The 290-nt window shown below is 56.6% G+C and carries 1 protein-coding gene; it reads left to right on the top strand.

The genetic code is table 11. The features are described 5' to 3' along the window. Positions 1-73: 73 nt before the first annotated feature. On the top strand, positions 74-290 hold a 217-nt coding region (locus QWY29_RS21160; protein ID WP_369292672.1), incomplete at its 3' end, for an LIM domain-containing protein.

The raw sequence follows: 290 nt of genomic DNA, 5'->3' as shown, positions 1-290 counted from the left end.
AGTGCATTGTCGCGCCTGCTACGCTACACTTTTCGGACCTAAAGGATTCGGATTTGGACACTCCCCCACCTCGATGTCCACCGATGGAGCCGCACCTGTCATTCACGACCCCCGTCCCAACAGCGGACCACGTGCTGCCCCTGGACAGGGTTGCAAGAGATGCGGTTATGCTGTATTCGCTGCTGAACAAATGGTCAGCAAGAGTGGACTGTTCCACAAGAGGTGCTTCAGTTGCTCCGATTGTGGCCGTTCACTGGATTCGACCAACCAACACGACGCCCCTAACGGAG

Origin of the sequence: Nocardioides abyssi (genome assembly GCF_030412915.1) — a bacterium.
Lineage (GTDB): Bacteria > Actinomycetota > Actinomycetes > Propionibacteriales > Nocardioidaceae > Nocardioides > Nocardioides abyssi.
Note: the sequence above shows the minus strand (reverse complement) of the source record. Positions and strands in the feature narration are given on the sequence as shown.